The organism is Marinagarivorans sp. (assembly GCF_982758155.1).
Map to the genome: position 1 here is coordinate 1 of NZ_CEXWTU010000320.1, position 4,398 is coordinate 4,398.

The window sequence follows — 4,398 nt, forward strand, 5'->3', positions numbered from 1 at the left end:
CCGCACTCAAGGTTAAGGTGCCGTCGTTCAAACCACTCACATCAATATTGCTAATCACATCACTTGCGGTGGCAATGGTGCCGCTACCGGTGACGGCGGTGCCGCCTCCATCTGAGTTAATGGTGTAGCTGTAACTGCTGCCCACTTCGGCGCTAGCAAAGGTAAAGCTTGTGCTAGTGGCATCGGTAGCATCGATAAGCGCATCGTTGAAGCTTACGCTTTGGCCGCTAGGGTTGGTTTTATCCAGGGTTGCCGTGTGCGTTACCGCTGTGGCGGCATTGCTGGCGGCATCGGTGAGCACCACGCTTAAGGTCAGTGTTCCGTCACTTAAGCCGCTCAGATCAAGGCTGCTAATTACATCGGTTGCGGTGGCAAGAGTACCGCTACCGGTCACGTTAGTGCCGCCGCCATCGGAGCTAATGGTATAGCTGTAAGCAGCGCCTACTTCGGCGTTAGCAAAGGTAAAGGCTTGGCTCGCAGCTTCGCTGTTGTTAATCGTCGTATCGTTAAAGCTGACGCTTTGGCCGGCGGGGATCGTGGTATCGATGCTAAAGCCGGTAAGGCTAAGGGTATTGCTGGCATTGCCGGCGGCATCAGTCACGGTGGCGGTACAGTCGCTATACGTGGCATCGCTGAGCGCTGTGCTGTTATCGGGCTGACTAAGGGTAATAGTGCTATTCCCGGCACTAATGGCGCCTTCGCTAGCGCTGCCACAACTGCCGCCAATGGCGAGTGTGCCGGCTTCGGTGGTGCTGAAGGTGACGTTCGGCGTGCTGTCGTTGGCTGGTGTTGTAACAGCCGTAACTTCGGCCACGCTGGGTGCGGTGGTATCGAGGGTGGCGGTGTGCGTAACCGCGCTAGCGGCATTGCCGGCGGTATCGGTTAAGACCACGCTGAGCGTTAAGGTGCCGTCGCTTAAACCACTGAGGTCGAGACTGCTAATCACATCACCCGCTGTGGCAATAGTCCCGCTACCGGTCACGTTAGTGCCGCCGCCGTTAGAGCTAATGGTGTAGCTGTAAGCAGCGCCCACTTCGGCGCTGGCAAAGGTAAAGGCTTGGCTCGTGGTTTCGCTATTGTTAATCGTCGAATCGTTAAAGCTGACGCTATGGCCAGCGGGTGCGGTTTTATCGAGACTTGCGGTATTTGTGGTGGCGCTAGCGGCATTGCCGGCGGCATCGGTTAAGACCACGCTCAGCGTTAAGGTACCGTCGTTTAAACCACTGAGGTCAAGGCTGCTAATTACATCACTAGCGGTGGCGATAGTCCCGCTACCGGTCACGTTAGTACCACCGCCATCGGAGCTAATGGTATAGCTGTAACCGGTGCCCACTTCGGCGCTGGCAAAGGTAAAGGCTTGGCTCGCGGCTTCGCTTGCGTTAATGGTGGCATCGTTAAAGCTGACGCTATGGCCGGCCGGTGCGGTTTGATCCAAGCTCGCGGTGTTGGTTACGGCGCTGGCGGCATTGCCGGCGGTATCGGTCAGTACTGCGCTAACGGTTAAGGTGCCGTCGTTTAAGCCGCTGAGGTTAATGCTGCTAATGGCATCGCTGGCCGTCGCTACAGTGCCGCTACCGGTCACGGCGGTGCCGCCGCCATCCGAGGTAATGGAGTAGCTATAGCTTGCACCCACTTCGGCACTGGCAAAGGTAAAGGTCGCGCTGGTGGCTTCTGCAGCATTCAGGCTGGTATCGCTAAAGCTAATGCTGTGGCCTGCTGGCAGCGCGTTATCGGTACTGGCATTGCTGCTGTCGGCAGTGGTGGTGGCGTTGCCGGCATTATCAGTGGCGGTAGCGCTGATATTCAAATTGCTGCCTTGAGTACTACTGCCATCGAGGGTGTAGGTGGCGGTCCAGGTATCGCTACTGTTGCTCGCGGTTACGGTGGCGCCACCACCGAAGGGGCTGAAGTCCACGGTCACGCCGGTCATGGTGTCGCTGTTGTTATCGCCACTGCCGGTGTTATCCCACGTTGCCGTTACGGTATCGCCGAGTTTATAGGTGCCGGCTAAGCCGGTGGCACCGCTAATGCTGAGGTTGCCATCGGTGACGGTGGGCGCTGTGCTGTCGGCTGTGGCATTGGTGGTATCGGCCACGGTTGTTGTATTGCCGGCGTTGTCTGTTGCGGTGGCTGAAATATTAAGGTTGGTGCTGTCGACGCTACCGGCTACCAATGTATAAGTGGCCGTCCAAGTGCTTGCGCTTTCGCTTGCAGCAACAGCGGCACCGCCACCAAAGGCGGTGAAGTCTACGGTGGCGCTGGCGATTGTATCGCCGTTGTTATCGCCACCGGCGGTGTTGTTCCAGGTTGCGGTAATCACGTCGTCGATTTTGTAGCTGCCGCCAGTACCACTGGCCCCACTAATGGCGAGGTTGCCGCTGGTCAGGGTCGGGGAAACATTATCGACGGTGGCATTGGTGCCATCGGCGGCGGTGGTGTTATTACCGGCGTTGTCGGTTGCTGTAATGCTGATATTGAGGTTGCTGCTATCAATCGCGCCAGCGGTAATGGTGTAGGTCGCTGTCCATGTATCGGATGACGCGCTTGCGACGACGGCCGCGCCGCCGCCAAAGGCACTGAAGTCTACGGTGGCAGCGCTGATGGTATCGGTATTGTTATCGCCGCCAGCGGTATTGTTCCAGGTGGCTGTGACGGTATCGCCGGTTTTGAAGGCGCCGCCAGTACCGCTTGCGCCGCTAATACTCACATTGGCATCGGTGACTGTGGGAGCCGCATTATCGATAGTGGCATTGGTGGAATCTGCCACTGTAGTTGGGCCGCTGGCGTTGGTGGCGGTGGCACTGATGTTCACGTTGGTGCCATCAATAGCGCCTGCTGTAATGGTGTAGGTGGCCGTCCAAGTACCGGATGACTCACTGGCGCTAACGCTGGCGCCGCCGCCAAAAGCACTGAAGTCGACGGTTACGGTGGTGATACCGGTGTTGTTATCACCACTGCCGGTGTTGTCCCAGGTGGCGGTTACGGTATCGCCAATTTTATAAGCGCCGCTTGTGCCGCTGGCACCACTAATGCTGAGGTTGCCATCGGTAACGACGGGGGTTGTTGTGCCCGTTAATTGCGCGCTGGTTACGGCGGTTAAGCCGCCAGAGCTGGCTTGTAAATTAAAGGTCTCGTCGCTGCTGCCGCTGGCGGTGTAGGTAATTTGCAGGCCGGTGTAGGTGGCTACGCCTGATGTGGGCGTGAGCGTAACGGTTGCGCCGCTGCCGTCGGTATCGCCTGTGGTTGTCATGGCTGCACTGCCTGCGCCGTTGATTTCGGCTAAGGCAATGCCGGTGCTATATCCAGTATCCACAACGTTATCGGCATTGACGGCCTGTAAAACGGGCACGGTGGTAAAGCTGGTGGCTTGCGCGCTGACCACAGTTGTTGGCGCGGGTTGAGTGGCAAAAATTAGCTGGGTTGCTACCACATCACTGGTGACGGCGTTGGCATTCAAGCTGCCAAAGTTGGCGCCGACACCGTCTTGATCATTCGCGCTTAAGGTAAAGCTTTGCTGGTCGGCGGTGGCGGTGTAATTCACGGCCGTAAAGGTGGCCACGCCGGCCACGGCCGCGACGGAATTCCCCGTCATTGTACCCAAGCCGTTCTCACTCAGAGTAATGGTTTCGGTAAAGGCGGTATCGGTTAAACCATCGGCATCGACAGCACTCACAACCGGCTGGGTTGTTAATACAAAGCCCGAAACGGAGCCGGCCGGTTGAGTGCTAAAGGCCAGTCCGGTAGCCACTACATCGCTGGTCAGGGCGTTGGCATTCACGGGCGTAAAGTTAGCACCCACACCGTCTTGGTCATTCGCGCTAATCGTAAAGCCTTCTTGATCGCTGGTGGCGGTGTAATTAACGGCGGTAAAAGTCGCCACACCAGCCACGGCCGCAACAGAAGCGCCCGTTAACGAGCCCGCGCCGTTTTCGGTGAGGGTGATGGTTTCGGTGAAACCGGTATCCACCGTGCCATCGCCATCAACAGCGTTCACGACAGGTTGTGTGGTTAAGGTGATACCTGAAACAGAGCCTGCTGGCTGCGTGCCAAACGCCAGCACGGTCGCGACCACATCACTAGTAACGGTGCTCGCATCAACGGTGCCGATATCGGAACCGACGCCGACTTGGTCGTCAGCGGTTAAGGTAAAGTCTTGTTGGTCGACGCTAGCAGTGTAATTCACGGCGGTAAAAGTGGCCACGCCGGCAACCGCTGCAACGGAACCACCGGCCAATGTACCGGCGCTGGCTTCGGTGAGGGTAATGGTTTCGGTAAAGCCGGTATCGGTTAAGCCGTTGGCATCGCGCGCGGTGACTACCGGTTGGGTGCTTAAATTACTGCCGGAAACAGAGCCAGCAGGCTGGGTGGTAAAGACCAAGGTTGTGGCGGCCACATCGC

At 57.7% G+C, this 4,398-nt stretch carries 1 protein-coding gene; it reads right to left on the bottom strand.

Features of this window, described 5'->3' with window-relative positions; all coding sequences use genetic code 11:
• The coding region (locus AC3A8L_RS20200) for a beta strand repeat-containing protein (RefSeq protein ID WP_487964073.1) at nucleotides 1–4,398 on the bottom strand (4,398 nt) is incomplete at both ends.